18 protein-coding genes are annotated in these 15,978 nt (G+C 42.7%); 13 read left to right on the top strand and 5 right to left on the bottom strand.

What is annotated here, in order from left to right:
• Positions 1-12 precede the first annotated feature (12 nt).
• The 7 genes from pstB (at position 13) to MHI25_RS16810 (ending at position 5,954) form a co-directional block, all read left to right on the top strand.
• Entirely contained in the window at positions 13-789 is a 777-nt protein-coding gene (gene pstB / locus MHI25_RS16840) for a phosphate ABC transporter ATP-binding protein PstB (RefSeq protein WP_036687516.1), read from the top strand.
• Between the two features lie 223 nt (positions 790-1,012).
• The gene (locus MHI25_RS16835; protein ID WP_076099095.1) at positions 1,013-1,615 is read left to right on the top strand and encodes a nitroreductase; all 603 of its coding nucleotides are present in this window, start codon (positions 1,013-1,015) and stop codon (positions 1,613-1,615) included.
• Between the two features lie 1,538 nt (positions 1,616-3,153).
• Complete coding sequence (locus tag MHI25_RS16830) at positions 3,154-3,357, top strand: helix-turn-helix transcriptional regulator (RefSeq protein ID WP_036676881.1); 204 nt, start codon at positions 3,154-3,156, stop codon at positions 3,355-3,357.
• 2 nt (positions 3,358-3,359) lie between these two features.
• Entirely contained in the window at positions 3,360-3,827 is a 468-nt protein-coding gene (locus tag MHI25_RS16825) for a DUF6773 family protein (RefSeq protein WP_076126667.1), read from the top strand.
• A gap of 119 nt (positions 3,828-3,946) precedes the next feature.
• The gene (locus MHI25_RS16820) at positions 3,947-4,663 is read left to right on the top strand and encodes an MBL fold metallo-hydrolase (protein ID WP_340393728.1); all 717 of its coding nucleotides are present in this window, start codon (positions 3,947-3,949) and stop codon (positions 4,661-4,663) included.
• Positions 4,664-5,236 (top strand): WHG domain-containing protein, encoded by a 573-nt coding sequence (locus tag MHI25_RS16815; RefSeq protein ID WP_340393726.1) that lies wholly within the window; start codon positions 4,664-4,666, stop codon positions 5,234-5,236.
• Between the two features lie 25 nt (positions 5,237-5,261).
• Positions 5,262-5,954 (top strand): hypothetical protein, encoded by a 693-nt coding sequence (locus MHI25_RS16810; protein ID WP_076190238.1) that lies wholly within the window; start codon positions 5,262-5,264, stop codon positions 5,952-5,954.
• Between the two features lie 74 nt (positions 5,955-6,028).
• Here the strand turns inward: MHI25_RS16810 and MHI25_RS16805 are convergent, their stop codons facing one another.
• From MHI25_RS16805 to MHI25_RS16795, 3 genes are all read right to left on the bottom strand, one after another.
• The gene (locus MHI25_RS16805; protein WP_076126661.1) at positions 6,029-6,211 is read right to left on the bottom strand and encodes a hypothetical protein; all 183 of its coding nucleotides are present in this window, start codon (positions 6,209-6,211) and stop codon (positions 6,029-6,031) included.
• Between the two features lie 227 nt (positions 6,212-6,438).
• Positions 6,439-7,668: an aminopeptidase gene (locus tag MHI25_RS16800; protein ID WP_076126659.1), complete on the bottom strand. Its 1,230-nt coding sequence runs from the start codon at positions 7,666-7,668 to the stop codon at positions 6,439-6,441.
• Positions 7,669-7,712: 44 nt separating this feature from the next.
• On the bottom strand, positions 7,713-8,945 hold the full coding sequence (locus tag MHI25_RS16795) for an aminopeptidase (protein ID WP_038571402.1): 1,233 nt from the start codon (positions 8,943-8,945) through the stop codon (positions 7,713-7,715).
• Between the two features lie 178 nt (positions 8,946-9,123).
• On the opposite strand from MHI25_RS16795, the gene MHI25_RS16790 reads away from it, so the two are divergent.
• On the top strand, positions 9,124-9,402 hold the full coding sequence (locus MHI25_RS16790) for a hypothetical protein (RefSeq protein WP_076126655.1): 279 nt from the start codon (positions 9,124-9,126) through the stop codon (positions 9,400-9,402).
• Between the two features lie 54 nt (positions 9,403-9,456).
• Here the strand turns inward: MHI25_RS16790 and MHI25_RS16785 are convergent, their stop codons facing one another.
• Entirely contained in the window at positions 9,457-10,773 is a 1,317-nt protein-coding gene (locus MHI25_RS16785) for a TrkH family potassium uptake protein (protein WP_076184980.1), read from the bottom strand.
• A 191-nt stretch (positions 10,774-10,964) separates the two neighbouring features.
• Here MHI25_RS16785 and MHI25_RS16780 point away from each other — a divergent pair, with 191 nt between their 5' ends.
• The 3 genes from MHI25_RS16780 to MHI25_RS16770 are packed head-to-tail and all read left to right on the top strand — an operon-like array spanning position 10,965 to position 12,330.
• A complete protein-coding gene (locus MHI25_RS16780) occupies positions 10,965-11,318 on the top strand; it encodes a VOC family protein (RefSeq protein WP_036677380.1) in 354 nt (117 codons plus the stop codon).
• Between the two features lie 25 nt (positions 11,319-11,343).
• Positions 11,344-11,772 carry a GNAT family N-acetyltransferase gene (locus tag MHI25_RS16775; protein ID WP_076184843.1) on the top strand — a complete coding sequence of 143 codons (429 nt, stop codon included), beginning with the start codon at positions 11,344-11,346 and terminating at the stop codon, positions 11,770-11,772.
• A 24-nt stretch (positions 11,773-11,796) separates the two neighbouring features.
• The gene (locus tag MHI25_RS16770) at positions 11,797-12,330 is read left to right on the top strand and encodes a GNAT family N-acetyltransferase (protein ID WP_076184844.1); all 534 of its coding nucleotides are present in this window, start codon (positions 11,797-11,799) and stop codon (positions 12,328-12,330) included.
• Positions 12,331-12,379: 49 nt separating this feature from the next.
• Here MHI25_RS16770 and MHI25_RS16765 read toward each other — a convergent pair whose 3' ends face one another.
• Positions 12,380-13,690: a hemolysin family protein gene (locus tag MHI25_RS16765; protein WP_076126650.1), complete on the bottom strand. Its 1,311-nt coding sequence runs from the start codon at positions 13,688-13,690 to the stop codon at positions 12,380-12,382.
• 114 nt (positions 13,691-13,804) lie between these two features.
• Here MHI25_RS16765 and MHI25_RS16760 point away from each other — a divergent pair, with 114 nt between their 5' ends.
• Positions 13,805-14,572, top strand: coding sequence for a DUF1836 domain-containing protein (locus MHI25_RS16760; RefSeq protein WP_036676915.1), 768 nt, complete (start codon positions 13,805-13,807; stop codon positions 14,570-14,572).
• Between the two features lie 81 nt (positions 14,573-14,653).
• The gene (locus MHI25_RS16755) at positions 14,654-15,865 is read left to right on the top strand and encodes an MFS transporter (protein ID WP_094900681.1); all 1,212 of its coding nucleotides are present in this window, start codon (positions 14,654-14,656) and stop codon (positions 15,863-15,865) included.
• Positions 15,866-15,978: the final 113 nt, after the last annotated feature.

Here is a 15,978-nt window from a genome sequence, read left to right as displayed (position 1 = left end):
GAGGAGTAATCGATGGGAACGTCGGCAACAGCAGTGCGTGAATCTTTTCAAACCGAAGACCTGAGTATTTTTTACGGAACATATGAGGCAGTAAAGGGGATAAGCCTTCCATTTGCTGAAAATACGGTTACTGCACTGATCGGCCCCTCCGGCTGCGGTAAATCAACCTTTCTTCGTTCTTTGAACCGGATGAATGACGAAATTTCTGGCTCAAAAACAAAAGGAAGCATCTGGATTGATGGAGTGGATATTAATGCTCCGGGTACGGATGTGATTAAGCTGCGTCAGAAGATCGGGATGGTATGGCAAAAGCCAAATCCGTTCTATAAATCGATTTACGATAACATCGCTTTTGGACCTAAGTATCATGGCATTAAAGGTAAAAAGGCTCTTGATGAGATTGTTGAGAGCAGTCTTCGCAAAGCAGCATTGTGGGATGAGGTAAAGGATCGTTTAAAAGATTCAGCGCTTGCACTTTCCGGTGGACAACAGCAGCGTCTTTGTATTGCTAGAGCGTTGTCGGTTAACCCGCAAATTCTGCTCTTGGACGAACCAGCATCAGCTCTAGACCCGGTCTCCACAGGTAAAGTAGAGGAGCTAATCAAGGAGTTAAAAGAAGAGCTTCGCATCGTTATTGTGACACATAATATGCAGCAGGCAGCTCGGATCTCTGATTATACTGCATACTTTTATCTTGGCTCCCTTGTCGAATATGATAAGACGGATAAAGTCTTTACCAATCCAGAGAATCAAATGACGCAAGAATATATCATGGGCCGATTCGGCTGAAGCTGTGAACATCGTTCCTTCAGGAACGGTGTTTTTTTTGTGAATTCAAAAGTTAATATGCAGAGAAACAATAACATCCGAAAGTTTCTGCGAAGTATATCGGTTGTTTTTATATGAAATTAACTGTGATTCGAAAGGTTACCTGTTATTTGCAAAAGGTAGAAAGATGCTGTATCATTTGTGATAATGATTATCATTATTACTATAATAGGGAGTGGATCTTATGACGCAATCTCAACAGACTCAACAGAATAGTGTGGCCGAAATAATAAAAGAACGACGCTCGATTAAGCTTTTTAAAAAAGATCCACTTCCACAAGGCCTTTTAGAGGAATTATTAAATGTAGCGGTATGGGCACCGAATCATGGTGTGCGTGAGCCGTGGAGATTTATTGCTTTTCAAGGGGAAGGTTCGAAATTCCTAGCTGAATCTGCATTTGCTTTTGTGAAACGTGCTATAGCTGATCCAGAAGTGGCTGCTAAACGTAAAGAATATATCTCGAATATTCCATTAACAGTAATCGTAGTGATGCCTGAAGATCCTCGGCAGAGAGAGTGGGACGAGGATTTTGCAGCAGCGTCCGCACTTGTACAGAACTTCCAGCTCGCAGCTTGGGAGCAAGGTGTAGGGACAATTTGGAAGACTGATCCATACATCAACAACCCTGAATTCCGCACTAAAATTGGTGTGAAGCCCGGCGAAAAAATTGTAGCCATGATTCATGCCGGATATCCGGAGACTGTACCTGACAGCCGTCCACGCACAGACGCTTCGGAGCTGCTGAAGATCGTAGACTTCTATCCAGAGAATGGCGTAGTGGAATAAGGAAAGTCGAAGGCATTCGTATATTAAAAGCGGCGAAAGATCAAAAATATCGAAAAAGCGTCGAAAGATCAAAAAGATCGATAGATCATTAGCATCGAAAGATCAAAAGTATCGAAAGATCATAAGCGTCGAATTATCAAAAGTATCCTTAGGGATGCTTTTTTTTGTTGCTTAGAATAGCCGTAGTCGGGTGAGGGGGGAAGGGCTACTGGGTGCTGATCACGTTTCGCTGCCGGTCCTCTGCTTATGTGGCTCAACCTTCTACTTACTTCATAGTATCTCCTATTGACCTTCTGCGGGCTTCCTACTGACCTCTTGTGGGCTTCCTACAAATCTCCGTATCGGACTGTATTGCAGCTATTTGAGCTTTTTGAGTCATTTTGCCGATCTATCGGACCGCATAGCTCTTATTACCATGTAACTGTGCAGAATTGGTGTGGTTATGAGTAAATAGCTGCAACTGGGTCCGATAGCACGTCAATTAGCTGCAAATCTACGAAATAAGGACTCCTCAGTCCGATGCAACGGCGAATAAGTGAACTAACTCCAAACTAACCCAAACTAACTAAAGACCCTCAGTATGTTACGGACTGTATAGCAGCTATTTGAGCTTTTTGAGTCACTTTGCCGATCTATCGGACCACATAGCTCTTATTAGCATGTAGAGGCGCAGAATCTGTGTGGTTATGAATAAATAGCTGCAACTGAGTCCGATAGCTCGCCTAAAACGTTTGAAATGGTGAAATAAGATCAACTGAGTCCGAACCATCGGCAAAAGTGTGTTCACAAGCATGGGGGATAGTTCAAATCGCGCAAGAACCCAAAGTAACCTAAGTACCAAACCAATGATGTCCAAGTTACCGAATTAACCCAAGTAAGCAAAGAAGCTCAAGTCACAAAAGTAGTCAAAAAAGTAAAAAGAGCCAAGATAACCTCAAGAATCTGATGAAGCTAATGAAGCTATTGAAGCTCAAGTAGGCTCAAGTAGGCGTATAACCCAAACTAACTAAAGACCCTCAGTATGTTACGGACCGTATAACAGCTATTTGAGCTTTTTGAGTCATTTTGCAGATGTATCGGACCGCATAGCTCTTATTACCTTGTAACGGCGCAGAATCTGTGTGGTTTTGAGTAAATAGCTGCAATTGAGTCCGATGCCCCGCAGAAAACACTCGAATTTGCATAATAAGGTCATCTGAGTCCGAAATATTGGCAAAAGTGTACTTACATACTAGCAAAGGCGGCGAGTTAGGCATCGCAGCTGACTGGCTATGGACTCAGTTACAATCACTCTTCACCATTTGATCCAACGGTGGGGAGAAAGTATTTCCTGACGGAGAGGGAATGGAAAATGAAGTCTGGATCCTAATATGAAACGTTGATCTTAATATGAAACGTTGCCCCTAATATGACACGTCGATCCTAAAGTCAAACGTTGATCCCACCAATTAAATGCAATATATAATGTACATAATGACCGATATAGATTACAATGGTGGAAAATGGAATGCATGACAAACATTAAAAGGGGTTATGGAGTGGGAGAGAACAAAAACATCAAGTTGAAGCTGGCTAGGATCCAAAAGAATCTTTCCCAAGAACAGTTAGCGGAAGTTGTAGGGGTTACACGGCAGACGATCGGCTTGATTGAAGCTGGTAACTATAACCCGACGATTAAGCTGTGCATAGCCATCTGCAAGGCGTTGGATACGTCATTAAACGATATTTTTTGGGAGGATTAGTTGTGAAAGGGCCAAAGATTAAAGACGAACGAATTATCACAGAAATTCAGAAGTTTAGTACGCACGGATTGTTGATTGTGTTAGTGGGATTTATGATTAGCCTTTTGGTGAAAGTATTTATCCTGGAGTGGGACATCAAATACTGGGTTGATACTTTTGGGATTATGCTGTTAGGTTGCTTGTATGTTACCGTTCGTTGTGTCAAAGATGGGATATACCTGCTGCCAAGTAAGGAAGGAGAACTCAAACGGTTTAAGAAGATTCATTTAATATCGGGAGTTATCAGCACGATTATTTGGGCCACGCTAACATTTTTGCTTGATTTTAGAGAAGCGGGAGAAGTGGATATTAGAAAAAATATATCGAGTACTCTCGTGGGGGCGGTTGTATTTTTCATAGGGGTCACTTGGGCGATGTGGTACATAATTAATAAATCCAACAAAAATGCTGACAAGAACATTGAGAATTAAATATTAAGTATTAAATATTAAATATTAAATATTAAATATTAAAAATAACTACCTCTTGAAAAACTAATGTCATTAGTTTATATTTAAGCTAATACCATTAGTTTATCGGAGGGGTAAGGATGAGAGTAACACGTGAAGGTCATTTACTGCAGTTGACTTGGATGCCAAATTTTTTTCCAGTGAATTGTTACATTATTGAGGAAAACGATGGATTGACTTTAATAGATGCCGCTATGCCATTTAGTCTAAAAGGAATTATGGAGACCGAAGCGAAGCTAAATAAGAAGCTTACACGCATAATCTTAACGCATGCGCATGATGATCATATTGGGGCACTGGATGGACTAAAAAAGCAACGTCCAGAGGCTCAGGTGTACATCTCTGAGCGAGATTCGGCATTACTTCATGGAGATCGTTCACTTCGGGAAGGAGAACCTCAGACCCCTATTAAGGGAGGCGTGCCGAAGAAGATAGCTACCAAGCCAGACGTCCTTCTCCACGAAGGGGATACCATTGGCTCATTATCAGCGATTCACACTCCAGGACATACCCCCGGCTCTATGTCTTTCCTTGATTCACGCAGCGGTGCTGTAATCGTGGGGGATGCTCTTCAGACCTTCCGGGGAACTGCGGTGGCAGGAACCATCATCCCCCTGTTTCCTTTTCCAGCAATGGCTACATGGAATAAAGCTCAAGCTCTGAATAGTGCGATTAAGCTTCTAGAGTTATCTCCAGCTTTACTTGCTGTGGGTCACGGCAACTTACTTAAAGCGCCAAAGCAAGAGATGGAGAAAGCCATAAGTAAGGCACAAATGATTCAGGATAGGAGTAATTAAATGTCACCTAGAGCAGGATTAGATCGTCACACGCTAGTGATTAGAGCAGCAGAAATTGCCGATGCTGAAGGTATAGAAGCTGTTACCTTGGCTGCACTAGCAGCTAAACTAGGTGTTCGTTCCCCGTCACTATATAACCATATAAATGGCCTGCAGGATTTGCGGACCGGGCTCGCCATTTACGGTTTAGAGTTATTATTTACATGCATGTCGAACGCAGCTGAGGGATTAAATGGAGATGCTGCTGTACACGCGATGGGCCGAGCATATGTGGATTTTGCTAGAAGTAGACCAGGTTTGTATGAGACTACACTACGAGCGCCTGAACAGGAGAACACGGAGCTTGAAGCGGCTGGTGAGCATATTTTGCAGTTTATAATTCAGGTGATGAAGAGTTATCAATTAGGTGAAGAAGGAGAACTTCATTCCGTAAGGGGATTACGGAGTATTCTACATGGATTCGCCTCATTGGAGCAAAAGGGTGGATTTGGTATGGCGCTCGATACTAACGAGAGTCTAACCCGCTTGATTAGCACTTTTATAACCGGAATTGGAAATATGAAATCAGATTAAATTAGATCTAGGAGATGATGAACAAATGGGTCAGGAATATGAACAAGGTAGTGTCACCACTTATGGGGAAACAGCAGAGATCATTGCGAAATTGGGGATTTTACCGCTTGCTGCGCTGATTCCCGGGCACCCGTCTTTAAACGGCTTAACTAAGCCCGAGAATTGGCATACTGGAACAGATTTAGATCCGTGGTCATGGCGTGCGCAGTTTCCAGGTGAGGGTCTTGCAGGATACGGAAAGTTTATTAAGAAAAAGGCTATTTTGGTCTCAAGGGAGTGGTTTCCGGCATTTGTAGCAGCAGTAGGCAGTACCAAATCTATTGAAGAGCGGTATAAGGATGGGTTGGCTAGTAAAGAAGCTGTGACCTTACTGCAGATTGTTCGTGAACATGAAGGCATTGATACACGTAAACTTCGGGCAGAGGCTGATATGAAGGCAAAAGAAAAGAAAACAGCCTTCGATAACGCGGTTACTGAGCTTCAAGGATCGTTAGATATGGTGATCTCAGGCATCAAGCAACGCCTGAATGATGAAGGTGAAGTAAATGGCTGGAGCAGCACCTCGTTCGAGACGGTCAGTCACTGGATGTCAGATAACGGTCTATCCGCTTTTGAAGGGGATAGAGAAGAGGCCAGAGCTTGGATACAAACGAAGATGAACGGGGTATGGTCGCCAACAGCAATAGCTTGGACAAACAAAGCATTCTCATGGAATTAATAAAAACGGTTAATCACTGCTCCATAGAGAGTGATTAACCGTAAGCGTTTTCCAATAAAATTATATCCATCACATTAAGGTTCCAACATAGGCGCCAAGTAAGCAATCAGGAAATACAAGAATCCAAAAAGCAGCATAACATAGGCAGTGTATTTAATAGCATTAGATGCAACAATTCTTGAATCTACCGGTGGTTGAATTTCTAGCTGTTCTTCTTCGAGGCTGTCAACTTCTTTGGATACTGGGTCTCTCAACATGATAATCCCCTCCTTGGAAATTCAATCCTTAACTGTATTGTGACATATTTGTGAACGGAAATCAACAATAGTGTGAACAAATATTGAACTTTTATTCAAATTTGGGCATTTTACCACCTGAAATGTTGCTGTTAAAACAAAAACAACCCGCTAACTCTCTAATTAGAGAGCTAAGCGGGTTGTTTGAAGTTGGTTCTATCTAGGATCTAACGGGTGTTGTTTAAGCCTTAAGCCCAATCCCCATTACGGAAGATAGGTACTGTTGTTCCATCATCGTTAATTCCGTCAATATTCATTTCAGGTGAGCCCATCATAAAGTCAACATGGGTATGGCTTTGATTCATTCCTTTTTCCAACAGCTGTTCTTTAGTCATCGTAATTCCTTCTTGAATTGTGAAGGCATAAGCTGCACCTAAAGCCAAATGACAGGAGGCATTCTCATCATACAACGTAGTGTAATAAAGAATACCGCTCTCAGAAATCGGAGAGTGGAAAGGCACCAAAGCAACTTCACCAAGATAGGAAGAGCCTTCATCCAGTGCGATTAGTGATGCCAGAGTTTCTGCGCCTTCTTCAGCAGTAAAATCAATCACTTTACCGTTCTCAAAGGTCAGCGTGAAGTTATTGATTAGATTGCCGCCGTAGCTAAGTGGCTTAGTGCTGCTCACTTTACCATTAATACCAGACTTCAGAGGGGCAGTAAACACTTCTTCCGTTGGAATGTTGGCTAGGAAAGGGACGCCCTTACCGTTCACAGCTCCTGCCTGACACCAGATGTGTCCTTCCGGCAACTCAATAGTTAAATCTGTACCAGGTGCTGTATAATGCAGCTTGCGAAACTTACTTTCATTCAAGGAAGCGCAACGAGTTTTGAGTCCATCTAAATGGCGGCTCCATGCTTCAATAGGATCTTCCTGATCCGCACGTGTGGCTTTAAAGATGGCGTCCCATAATAGTTCAACCTGCTGCTCTGATGGAGCGTCAGGGAACACTTTTGCCGCCCAAGAGGCTGATGGGAAGGCAAGGCCGCTCCAGCTCGCATGATTCCCCATTAAGTACTCACGATAAGGTGCTAGGGTCTGCCCAGAAATACGTTGATTATCTGCAATTCTTCCAGGTTCAACGCCTTTTAAAAGATCTGGGTCAGCGGAGATAATGGTTAGAAATGCGGCTCCCTTTTTAGCAAGATCCTCTAATTCATCGGCTTGCCACTGCGGCGGCTCCAGGAAGGAATCAGATGGAGCAAGATCATAACGTGTACGTAATACAACTTCATCACTATAATTTACCTTTACAAGTCTCGCGCCGGCTTCATAGGCTTTACGAACCACAAGTCGCACAAGCTCTGCGGATACAATATCTGCATTCACAACGAGTGTCTGACCCGGTTGAATATTAACGCCAATCTTCACGGCCAGCAATGCGTAATTCTCCAGCTTTTGCTTGAAATCCAACATAGTTTCTATTCCTCCCAATATCCTGTATCTCTTGTGTGCTTAAATTAGAACGCCCAGTTTCCATTCAGGAAGACAGGTTCTTCAGTTCCATCAGCAGTTATCCCGTAAATGTTCATCTCAGCTGACCCGATCATGAAATCCACATGGGTAACACTATTGTTGAGGCCATGCTCAATTAACTGCTCTGGATTCATGTCTTTACCGCCTTCTAAACAGAAGGCATAAGCCATACCTATAGCAAGGTGATTAGAAGCATTTTCGTCAAACAATGTGTTGTAATAAAGAATGTTGGATTCAGAAATAGGGGATTTATGAGGAACCAAGGCAACCTCCCCTAAGTATTTCGCTCCTTCATCCATGCTAATGAGGTGCTCTAGCGCTTCTTGACCTTGCTCAGCAGTAACACTTACAATACGGCCGTTCTCAAAGCTAATAGAGAAGCCATCGATGATGTTGCCGCCATGACTAAGTGGCTTTGTGCTTCTTACAGTGCCATTAACACCAGTCTTTAGTGGTGCAGTAAAGACTTCTTCGGTAGGCATATTGGCTACAAAAGAATGACCTTTTGCATTAATGCTGTCACCTTGTGCCCAGATATGGCCTTCAGGAAGCTCGATGCTAAGGTCAGTGCCAGGTGCTATGTAATGCAGCTTTTTATATTTTTTTGCATTGAGTACATTCGCTTTTTGCTCCAAGGTGTCAAGATGCTCCTGCCATGCAGCTACTGGATCTTCACGGTCAAGACGCACGGTGTGGAAAATGGCTTCCCAGAGTTTATCTACACGTTCTTCGGCTGGAACCTCAGGGAATACTTTATCCGCCCAAGCTTGACAAGGAACAGCTACAATACTCCAGCTCACTTTGTCGGACATTTGCATTTCACGATATTTGGTGAGGGCAGCTCCGCGAACTTTTTGGAAATTGGAGATACGTACTGGATCAATACCTTTAAGTGCATCAGGATCTTCAGCGATCACGTTAAGGATAGCCGCACCTTTTTCGGCGAATTCAGTCATTTCACCTGCGTACCAAGTAGGAGGCTGAGTGAATACCTCTGGTGCAGCGTGTTCAAACTGTTGGCGTGTAATGCTTGCATCACTCCAGTTCACCTTAACTAAACTTGCTCCGATAGCATATGCCTTAGCGGTAATTAGACGTACGAAATCAGCGGCAAGAATCGGTGCATTCACCACTAGAATTTGCCCGGGTTGAACATTAACACCTATTTGTACAGCTAAATCTGCATATTTACTAAGCTTAGCCTGAAAATCAGTCATTGTAATTTCCTCCATTTACTAATAGTTTAGTACTTTACAAGCATTGTACTAAATTATTAACCGCCGGATGAAAAAAGTCAATTACGTGGAATTTACAGTGCAAAGAGAAGGAATTACATTCATTTCAATGATATACTGAAAGGGTAGCTGATTTGATGATAGGAAGGAAGATAAGTGGATGAATTTAGAGATCGTAAGTGCTGAAATGAGCCGTAAAGAAGATAAAAGTTATGTAGGGAGGACTGTATTCACTCTCGAAAATCATAAGGCTCCATATGAAATTACTTTCTTCAGTACAAGAGGAACGGAATGGGATTACAGTCTAAGCTTTGCGGGTGAGCCTGGGAGCGAGGAACAGTTCTTAGAAACGGATGCATTGCTGGAGAATAACGATGATGTGTACAATCAGTTGCTGGATGCTGCACTTGATCAACAAGAAATCGTGGAAGAACAATAATATTATTGATATGACGCCAGCGGCATTATCTGGTAGCCGCTGGCCATATCATGATTATCCAATCGTTATCTTACCTTCTGGGTAACGGTACAGTTCTTTACTACCTTTTGGTTTCAAAGCATAAGCAAGTGTAAGTGGTCCGGTCCGGCCCATAAACATCAGGATAATTACTAGAACCTTTCCTGCCGTAGTCAGTTCCGGAGTAAGGCCCATAGATAAGCCTGAGGTACCAAAAGCAGATACAGCTTCAAAAAGTACAGTTAGAAATTCAGCGCTCTCGGTTAAGGATAATAACATCGTAGCGATGACAAGCAGCATAAGAGACATTAATGTAATAGTAAGGGCTCTATATACATTTTCTTTAGCGATCCGGTGGCGGAACATTACAATATCTTCTTTCCCCCGTAATCGCGCAGCTACTGCAGTAACCAGTACGGCGAATGTAGTGATCTTGATTCCTCCACCCGTCGACCCAGGTGCAGCTCCGATAAACATCAATAGAATCATCAGAAATTGTGTGGATTGCCGTAAAAGTGGAACTTCAATGGTGGTGACACCACCAGATCGCGGAGTTACCGCTTGTAAAAAGGTCGCCCAAAACTTTCCGCTTGCACTCAAGGGCTTCAGCGTAGAATTAAACTCCAGTAAAAAAAACAGCCCCGCACCAATAACAATCAATATAAGAGAAGTCCAAAGAACAACCTTTGAATGAAGGGTGAGTCTTCTGCGTTTAGGAAAGTCCATAAGATCAGACAGAACGATAAAACCAATCCCTCCAAGAAATATGAGACTCATTGAGGTGAAGTTAACAATGGGATCATTTACAAAACGAGTAAGTCCGCTAAACGGCCCATGAATATCACCGAAGAGATCAAAGCCTGCATTATTAAAGATAGATATACTGTGAAAAATCCCATAATATGCTGCTTTCCCAAAGGGCATATCCATCATAAACCTTCCAGCAAACAACACGGCCCCCGACAGCTGAATAACAAGAGAATAGATCAGGACTCTACGGATTAAGAGTACAATTCCCTGCATCGAATTTTGGTTCATGGATTCTTGCAAAAGGATTCGCTCTTTCAAGGATATCCGTTTATTAAGGACCAAGGTAATCAAAGTAGCCATCGTTACAAAGCCTAATCCTCCGATTTGAAATAAAATGAGTAGAACAACTTGTCCGAAGGTAGTTAGCTGAGTTCCCGTATCAATGACCGCAAGGCCTGTTACACAAGTGGCTGAAGTCGCCATAAATAAGGCATCGATAAAGGATATTTGTCCGGATGTTGAGGAGACCGGGAGACTAAGCAGAAAAGTCCCGGCAGTGATAAGGATTAAGAATCCTAGTGATAAAACTTTGGGCGGGGTCATTTTAAAACCACCGAAGTTCAGGTTAGCCAATGTAATTCTCCTGACGTACGTGATATTGGAGTAATGCTCACAGAATTATAACACAACTTACCAGCCCTTCCCTAAATGGAGGGAGGTAATTGACATATTTTATCGAATTATTCTAGAATAACACCCTATCCGTCAACTTAAAAGAGGAGGCTTTCTTAATGATGATAAGTCCGATTCTGAATCAGATTGGTGCTGTTTTTATTCCGGTAAAGGATATTGAGAAATCAAAACAATGGTATTGCCAATTGCTTGGACTCCCATTAGATGGAGAGGTATTATTCGGTCATTTATATGTAGTCCCTATGCAGGGACCGGGCATCGTTTTGGACAGTAAGATTTACACCGCTGAATCTGTTCTAAACATCCCTTCGTTTCATCTTAACACCGAGGATATTGATGCTGCTTATGATTATGTAAAGGCCAACGGAGGAGAGATTCTCACGGATATTGAGCATGATCATTGGTTTAATTTTAAAGATCCCGATGGAAATGTGATTATGGTCTGTCGTTGTTAATCGTTGTATAGAAGGGAGTAGACGAATGATAAGAGAAGCAGTGCCCGAAGACGCTACCTTCATTGAAGAACTTTATCGGATTTTGCTGCCTGAGCATCCAGCTATTCATGTATCTCCTGAGCGGCTGAAGCAGATAGCAGATCATCCGGAGAGTTTTCTATATGTGTGCGAAGAACAAGAAACAATTGTCGGGTCGTTACATCTTCATTTTTGTATGGATGCTTTGTGTGACGATAGGCCCTTTGCTGTCATAGAAAGAGTCATTGTGGCTGAAAAAGTACGAGGAAAAGGGTATGGCGCAATGCTAATGAGACATGCCGAGAATGTAGCAATCTCCAAGGGAGCCCTTAAGATTATGTTATCAAGTGCTGCAAAGAGAGAAGAAGCGCATCGTTTCTACGAAATTCTTGGTTATGATAGCAGCTCCAGTAAGGTATTCAAGAAGTACTTATAGTTATTTACGATTGGAAGTGATGATATGATGGTTACACTTAGAGAACTGGTGCCGGAGGATGCAGGTGAACTGCTTCGACTTCAGCATCAGTTAGACCAAGAGTCCAAATTTATGTTATTGGAACCGGATGAAAGACAAGCTAGTCTTTGTCAAGTCAAAGAAATGCTTGAAAGCTTTCTGGCAGCAGAAACTTCAATTCTTATAGGGGCAGAGGTTGACGATCATTTGGCAGGTTACTTGTCTGTTAGAGGTGGAAGTGTTAGACGTAATAGACATAGCGCGTACATAGTGATTGGGATTCAGAAACAATATCAGGGGAATGGGATTGGGGCTGGCCTGTTCCGTGAGATGGACATCTGGGCTATGAACAATGGGATTGTTCGTCTTGAGTTATCCGTCATGACCCATAATCAAGCTGCTTTGGGGCTGTATACCAAGAGCGGGTTTGAAATCGAAGGGACGAAGCGGAAATCTCTTATTATCGATGGTGAGTGGGTGGATGAATATTATATGAGCAAAATTCTCCAAAAAGAAAAAAGGATAGAGTGTCAGATTTAATCTGATGACCCTATCCTTTTTTTATGAATAAAGGTTATGATTTCGTGATTTATGATGATTCAGTGTTGCTTGATTGTTCGATAACAACTTCAACCTTGCGGACACGGTATCTGTTCATCTCGCGGATGGTCAATGTTACATGGTCACGAACAATACTTTTGCCAATGGCTGGATCTGCGATATGACTGTATACCCAGCCTCCAACTGTGGTCACTTCTTCATCTTCGAAATCAAGCCCTGTAAGATCCTTGACCTCTAACAGAGATACCTTACCATCGAACAGATAGTTAGTATCGCTTATTTTTTCGACTTCTCTGCGTTCATCACCGTCAAACTCGTCACGGATTTCACCAACGATTTCTTCCAAAATATCTTCAATCGTGATGAGACCGGATGTTCCACCATATTCATCAAGCAGCAAGGCAATATGCACACGCTCCAACTGCATACGAGTTAGAAGATTCTTGACCGGTGTCACCTCAGATACTGTCAGTACGGGTTGAATTAAGCTATGAAAATCAAAATCAGGATTGTTATCATACTGCAAATAGAGCTGTTTCGTGTTGATCATTCCGATAATATTATCCTTGCTGCCTTGTGCCACAGGGAAACGAGTATATTGCTCCTTGCGGATAATTTCGAAATTTTCTTTCAACGAATGATTGGTGAAAAGACATACCATATCGGTTCGCGGAACCATGATTTCTTTGGCGAGCATCTCATCAAAAGTAAAGATTCGGTTAACATAGCCATATTCGGCTTTATTGATTTTCCCGCTTTCGTAACTCTCGGACAGGATCAAACGAATCTCATCTTCACTATGCGCGTCTCCATGCTCACTAGCTGGTTTCATCCCAAAAAGACGAACAAGCATATTAGCGGAACCGTTCATGAACCAAATGAGAGGGTACAAAATTCTGTAGAACCAAATAATCAGCGGTGAAGTAATTTGACCGATTTTTTCCGGAATGTTTATAGCTGCCGTCTTCGGAGCAAGTTCTCCGACAACGACGTGCAAGAATGTTGCAATGATGAATGCGAGTAAAAACGCAAGAGGGTGACTCACACTAGAACTGATATTGGCCCAGTCGAAAATAGGAAGCAATAACTGTTCGAATGCAGGCTCTGCCAGTGCACCAATACCCAGCGCAGTGATAGTAATCCCGAGCTGACAAGCGGATAAATAGCCATCAAGATTAGCGGATACCTTCTGTACTGCCAAGGCATTCTTCTTTCCGTCAAGCACCATTTGACTGATCTGGCTACCTCTAAGTCTCACCAATGCAAATTCTGTTGCTACAAAAAAAGCGGTTAAAATAATCAAAATAACCACCAACGTCAAACTAAGTCCTATACCCATATAATCTTTACCATCCCTTTCGTTCCTAAAATAGGTTATACTCATTATTATGAGTTCTTATGAACTATTCTACGAACTTTTTAGTAAAATATCAAATGGTGGAGGGAAACAGATATGGAATCATTTGCATTGACTCGTGTGGAGATGTCCAGTCTACTGCTCTCATTGACCGGATTGTCAGACCGGAAACCGCTGAATATCCTCCAAGAGGCATGGGCAAAGTTTCACCGTGAAGAATTACAAAAGGGGACTTCGTTACCCGCTTTTTTATCAACCAATGTTCCACCCATATTACAAAAGATCATTAAAGGTGGCCATGTAAAAGGCTTTTCACTTGGTGAAATTGCTTCATTGGGCCATCTTATAGAGTATTCCACATTGACCGTCACAGCTATGCAAAATTGGGTCAAGCGCGACTTCAAGGAATATCTCGGTTCGCCTAAAGAAGGAAAGAAATATTCGGTTAATCAGGCGGCGCTTTTGTTTATTATCGATGATCTCAAATCCGCTCTTAACTTTGAAAGTATCCGCCAACTGTTCCAGCTAATGTTCCTAAAGCCGGATCGCGATGATGATGATCTAATTGAACCGGCCAAGCTGTATTACGCCTATGCAGGGCTTTTTGAGGAGATCAAAAGCAATCCATCGATTCAGACGCAATGTAAAGTAGATCAAGTGTTGCACAAGGAGTTCTCTTGGAAAGAAGATACCTCGTTAAAAAGCTCTATAGATCGTGTAATTAACCGGCTGACACATTTATCGAGAGCGCAGAGAGAATCCGTTCGTAATATGCTGCTTATCGCCACAATTTCTGTGCAGACCTGTTATTTTCAATCGCTGGCTAGGCAATACTTTAATGCTGCTTTATTTCTTGATTTTTGAGCACTTCAATTTTAAAATGTATAAGTGAAACAATCAAAAGTAAGTTTATTGGTTAACAGGTTGAAATAAGGGGGCTTCGAAGTGAATCAAATGACACTGCTGCGGAATCCGAAACAAAGGAAATTACTCTTCAGCGCTGGCTTGAGCTGGATGTTCGATGCGATGGACGTCGGAATGATTTCTTTTGTTGTAGCAGCTTTAGCTAAGGATTGGAATCTGGGACCGGAGCAGATCGGTATATTGACTAGTATTAATTCCGTCGGTATGGCAGTAGGTGCTGCAGCGGCAGGGATATTAGCAGACCGCTTTGGCCGTAAACCGGTATTGCTGTGGACACTCCTTATTTTCTCGGCGGCAAGCGGATTATCTGCATTTGCAACAGGCTTTGCGATCCTCTGTGTGCTTCGTTTTATTGCTGGGTTTGGTCTTGGCGGAGAGCTGCCTGTCGCTTCTACCTTGGTCTCAGAGAGCATGCCTGCTCAGGAGAGAGGCCGTGCGGTTGTGCTTTTGGAGAGCTTTTGGGCAGTCGGTTGGATTGCTTCGGCATTAATCGCGTTCTTCATTATCCCTGATTATGGCTGGCGTATAGCTTTTGGAATTGGGGCTGTACCTGCACTCTACGCTTTATATCTAAGACGGGCGATTGATGATTCACCGAAATTTGCTGAGATTAAAAAGGCACCCGTTTCCTTAAAGAAACGAATCGCTACCGTATGGTCGCCAGAATATCGCCGTTCTACAATTATGTTGTGGATTTTATGGTTTACGGTGGTGTTCTCGTATTATGGCATGTTTCTATGGCTGCCTACAGTTATGGTACTTAAAGGCTTCAGCTTGGTCAAAAGCTTCGAGTATGTGCTTATTATGACGCTCGCTCAGCTGCCTGGATATTTTACTGCCGCTTACTTTATTGAAAAGTTCGGACGTAAATTTGTCCTAGTCATCTATATGCTGTTCACTGCAGTTAGCGCTGCATGGTTCGGAAATGCGACTACTGAAGGCATGCTGATGGCTGCAGGAATTTGTTTATCCTTCTTCAATCTTGGCGCTTGGGGTGGCATGTATGCTTATACGCCAGAGCTGTACCCAACGGCTATTCGTTCCACAGGCGCTGGTTTAGCAACTTCCTTTGGCCGGATTGGGGGCATTATCGCACCTTTGCTGGTAGGGGTTCTAGTAGGTAAATCTATGGCGATTGGCTCGATCTTTATGCTATTTTTTGTAACGATTATTATCGGTGCATTAGCGGTATTGTTCCTTGGCAAAGAAACAAAGGGAACCGAGCTTCTCTAAAGTGAGATTCTGCATTACATACTTGATGTTAATCTATCAACAATGCTAAAATATCAAGAAGAAACGATGTTGTCGTCCTGTATGGATGACCACTATTCACGTAAGAACAAAAC

The sequence above is a fragment of the Paenibacillus sp. FSL E2-0177 genome, assembly GCF_037992975.1.
Classification (GTDB): domain Bacteria; phylum Bacillota; class Bacilli; order Paenibacillales; family Paenibacillaceae; genus Paenibacillus_AQ; species Paenibacillus_AQ odorifer.
This window is presented reverse-complemented; position numbering and strand designations above follow the sequence as displayed.